We start from the raw sequence: 4,138 nt of genomic DNA, 5'->3' as shown, positions 1-4,138 counted from the left end.
GGAACAGCAGCAGAGCACCCGCCCCGAACAGCGCAGCAGAGCCGCCCAGGCCCAGCGGAGGAACCCGATTAGGCTCCGTCCCTTGGCGCCTTTCAAAACCGTTGGCTGTCAATGGCCATTCTCCCGCCCGTACGCCAAACGAATAAGTTAAGCCGTGCCACGAAGCGGCACCGGCTTGAACGCATAGTTAGGATTCACAGCCATTGCGTGACCAGGCCCACGACAATGAGCATTGCACCGCTTAATGAGAGCAAAGTTAGATGTATGGACCGCATAATCCGCCGCACATCGTGCCGATGCGAAGGCGGGCATGAGCGTGGCCCTACTGATGCCGGTCCATGGGGTGCGTTTGCTTCGGCCAACTTGGCCAGCGCTTGCTCGACTTTCTGCGCCGAGGCGTCCGTGCGCTCGATGTGCCTCACCATTTGCCGCCTCAGCCGCGCAAGCCTTGTGGCGCGATATACGTCGCCGTATCTTGCAGTTTCAAGGTTGAGGGTCGCGAGCCTCATGGGCAAGCTCAACGGCGTTAACCCGGAAGCTTGGCTCACAGACGTCCTTGCCCGCATTGCCGACGGTCAGATCAACCGGATCGAAGAGCTGCTGCCGTGGCGCTGATCCGGCGACGTCGCCATCTCCCCGATGTCATTCACTATCCGGTGCGTGCGGTCACCATGCCTTCCAGTGACCTGAAGATCGAACGGTATTGCGGCAAAGCGAGGTCAGGCAAAGCGCAGGCCGTCTCAACATCGAACCACCGGAGCTCGGTATGCTCATCACCCCGCATCTCCGGATCGCCGCCGGCCCACTCCATGATAACAAAGAAATGAAGCCGGCCGGGCCCAACTTCGGGTGAAGACTCGACGAACCCCCCGATTGGCATGAAGCCCGTCGGCGTTACGCCAACTTCCTCTCGAACTTCCCGAACGAGCGCATCCTCTGGCCTCTCCGCGCCCCCAAGATGTCCCCCAATCACATCCCAGCAGCTTGCATACGACCGACGATGCGGAGACCTCCGCCCAAGCAACAAGGTGCCGTCGCGAACCAGGATGGCACAGGCTGCTTCGCGCATCTCTTGAACACCTTCGTCGTCGTGGTTAGGCCGAACGGTCTCACCCTACGATCACAACAAATTGTCGACAACCACAGCTCGCGCGACGCCTCAGGCCGGACGCTTACCCACAGGGTTGGGTCAGTTCGGTTTTAGCCGCCACCTTGGCCCCCGCGATCAATGTTCTACAGGGGTTGTGGTGGGGCAGCTTTGCGCTGGGTCAAAATGTGGGGCGAACGGCGCGGTTGAATATCGGCTCACGACCCTAAGCGGTAGCTCGTTCGCGCTCGCCCAAATTCACGCTAATGACCCGAAGACGACGCCCACACGTCAGATTCTGAATGACAGCTCTGCGCCGATATCGTTGAAAAAGTCGGCCGCGTCTCGGCCACGACATCGACTGATGTTAGGTCGTGAGCAGACGTCTTCCGCCTCATGCCGGTTTCGGCATCGGCACCGGAATCAGCTTGGCGAGTTTCCGGAGGTTCTGGGCAGTGGCTGCCAGATGGAACTCGTCTCGAGCACCGTTTGGTCCTCGTAGTCGCAAGCGATCCAGCTTCAGGATGCGCTTGAGGTGGGCAAACAGCATCTCGACCTTCTTCCTCTCGCGACGCGAGGTGACATAGGCGTCGGTGGCGGCAATATCGCGGGCCATGTCCCGCGCACCCCTCGTGGATAGAGCGTAGGATCTTGCGGGCTGGACCGTTCGGACAGCATCGAGGCTTGAGGGCCAGACGTCGCAGTCGAGCTTGCTGGCGCGGTAGCGCATGAAGCCCTCGTCGTCGACACCGTCGCGGGGTGAAGCGAACCGCCGACGATACTGCCTGAGCTCCTTGCCGCCTGGACAGGTGTAGAGATCGCGCTCGCGATCATAGCTGAACTCTGCCCGCTCGAAGGTCCCATCGCGACGCTCCGACTTGTCGAAGACCGGGATATGCGGCTCGATGCCGCGCTCGTGCACCAACCAGCCCAACATCTCGGCCGAGCCGTACGCGCTGTCGGCGGCCAGGCGTTCCGGATAGAGGCCGAAGCGATCCTGGGCGCGATCGATCATGGTGCGTGCCGCGCCGACTTCCGCCTGGCGTATGGCCCGGCTTGCCTCGACGTCCACGATGACGGCGTGATCCAGGTCGATCAGATAGTTGGTGGCGTAGGCGAAGAAGGCATGCCCCTTCATCGCTCCCGTCCACTGAGCCGCCGGGTCGGACCTCGATATGAACTTCGGCTTCACCTCGCTCGCTGCACCCCACGCGGCATCGTCCAACGTGTCGAGATACTCCTGTACCGAGCGGCGCGTTGCCGCCATCGTCTCCCAGTCGACCTGCTCCGATCCCTCGGCAGAGCGCTGCTTGTTCGCGTCCGCCCTGATGAGGCTGGCATCGACGGCGAAGCCCTCGTTGCCGCCGAGACCTTCTTCGATGCAACGGCGCACCGTCGTCTCGAACAACTCGCGCAGCAGATCGCTGTCGCGAAAGCGGCCGTGCCGGTTCTTCGAGAAGGTGGAATGATCGGGGACATCACCCTCCAGGCCAAGCCGGCAAAACCAGCGATAGGCGAGATTCAGATGCACTTCCTCGCAAAGCCGGCGCTCGGAACGGATGCCGAAGCAGTAGCCGACGATTAGCATCCGGATCATCAGTTCCGGATCGATCGAGGGCCTACCGATCTCGCTGTAGAACGGCCGCAGATGCGAGCGCAGCCCCGACAGGTCGACGAAGCGGTCGATCGAGCGCAACAGATGGTCAGCAGGGACGTGACGCTCGATGCTGAACTCGTAGAACAGCGCCTCCTGCATCACCGTCGGTTCGCCCATCATCGACTCAATCTCCTTTACCAAGGAGATTGAATCAGTGCTTCAGAGCTGCTTCAAGCCGGAGTTTTTCAACACAATCCGCCTAAAAGTGGACATTGGGAGCAGACTTATATGCGTCGTGGTTGCGAACAGCGGACTCTTAGTCCCGGCGAGGCGGATCGCTTGGCGGATCGTAGCTCACCCGGACCAAAAGAACCCGGACCGGCGCAGGGCGAATTGAAGGAGCTCTACGAGCGCAATGTCCTGAGCGCAAACATGCGGAATAGGCCAGTCGGCGATACCGTCACTTCCTCTATTTGCGAGGACCCCCATCAACTCACCCGCGATCGTCTGAGCCTTTCGGTGCAAAGATATGCTCCATACCGGCCGCTTCGGTTCCATCAGCGAACTGGCCAGGGCCGAGAACCTCATCCGCAACCATGTGACAGGCCTTGTGCTGCGGCATGTCGACTGCTGCGACGCAGCCTAGTTTGCGGTCCCTTTCTCGCATTCCGGCAGTCGCTGAGGCTTGGCGAATTTCGCCAGCGTCTCGGGGCTCATACAGGCCGGGAAGCGGGCCTTGCGCATGGTCTCGATGAAGCGCAGGTGCTCGGCTTCGCTGAAGCCTGGCTCGTTGACCATGGCTTCGATGGTCAGGTCGGGGAAGCGTTTGATCGCCTCTGCGACACAGGCTGTCGCGTCTTCCGTTCGACCAAGGGCGGCCAACGAACCGCACCGGATCGACCACTTAGGTAGGTTGTAGGTTTCCAGTGTCATGCGCGCCTGCATCTTCAGCGCATCCTCATAGCGGCCGGACATGAAGTATGCATAGGCGAAGACGCCTGTGGCCCACAATGGGTAGTTCGGATCGAGTCGGATCACCTGGTCGACCAGTTTCACACCGCGTTCGGGTTCCCCGAAGGTGGACGCCCAGCCGACATAGAAGGTCAGGATTTCAGCTGAACCCGGAGCCATGCGCAAGGCGGTATCCAACTCGCCCTTGGCGCGCGTCAAGTCGCCCCTTTCGCCAAAACTCATCCCCAGCACCGCATGCGCCTCGGCGTCGCTCGGATCAAGCCTGACGGCACGCTCGGCAGCTTCGACAGCCACCTTCCGCTCGCTCTCAGGGCTGACGCCATAGCTCGCTAAAAGACTGTGCGAATGATAAAGCTCGACCCAGGCGCGGGCGAGACCGGGGTCCAGCTCGATGGCGCGGGTGAGCAAACGAATGGCCTCCACCATATCGGCTTGGGTCATCTGCTCGATCTTCTCGGTGCCGAGTAGATAATACTCATACG

Annotated in this window: 3 protein-coding genes and 1 pseudogene; 1 reads left to right on the top strand and 3 read right to left on the bottom strand. The window is 61.1% G+C overall.

Annotated elements, in window-relative coordinates; genetic code table 11:
* Window positions 1–513: 513 nt before the first annotated feature.
* Window positions 514–615 (top strand): annotated as a pseudogene (locus E5W70_RS31205) (transposase domain-containing protein); the annotation flags it as partial.
* 34 nt (window positions 616–649) lie between these two features.
* On the opposite strand, the gene E5W70_RS33250 reads toward E5W70_RS31205, so the two are convergent.
* The 3 genes from E5W70_RS33250 to E5W70_RS31195 all read right to left on the bottom strand — a co-directional run.
* Window positions 650–1,069: an NUDIX domain-containing protein gene (locus E5W70_RS33250; RefSeq protein ID WP_366509768.1), complete on the bottom strand. Its 420-nt coding sequence runs from the start codon at window positions 1,067–1,069 to the stop codon at window positions 650–652.
* 412 nt (window positions 1,070–1,481) lie between these two features.
* Window positions 1,482–2,864 carry an IS1182 family transposase gene (locus E5W70_RS31200; RefSeq protein ID WP_292665104.1) on the bottom strand — a complete coding sequence of 461 codons (1,383 nt, stop codon included), beginning with the start codon at window positions 2,862–2,864 and terminating at the stop codon, window positions 1,482–1,484.
* Window positions 2,865–3,326: 462 nt separating this feature from the next.
* A partial coding sequence (locus E5W70_RS31195; protein ID WP_292665103.1) for a tetratricopeptide repeat protein occupies window positions 3,327–4,138 on the bottom strand: 812 nt, incomplete at its 5' end.

Source organism: Mesorhizobium sp. (assembly GCF_005063415.1).
GTDB lineage: Bacteria > Pseudomonadota > Alphaproteobacteria > Rhizobiales > Rhizobiaceae > Mesorhizobium.
Note: the sequence above shows the minus strand (reverse complement) of the source record. Positions and strands in the feature narration are given on the sequence as shown.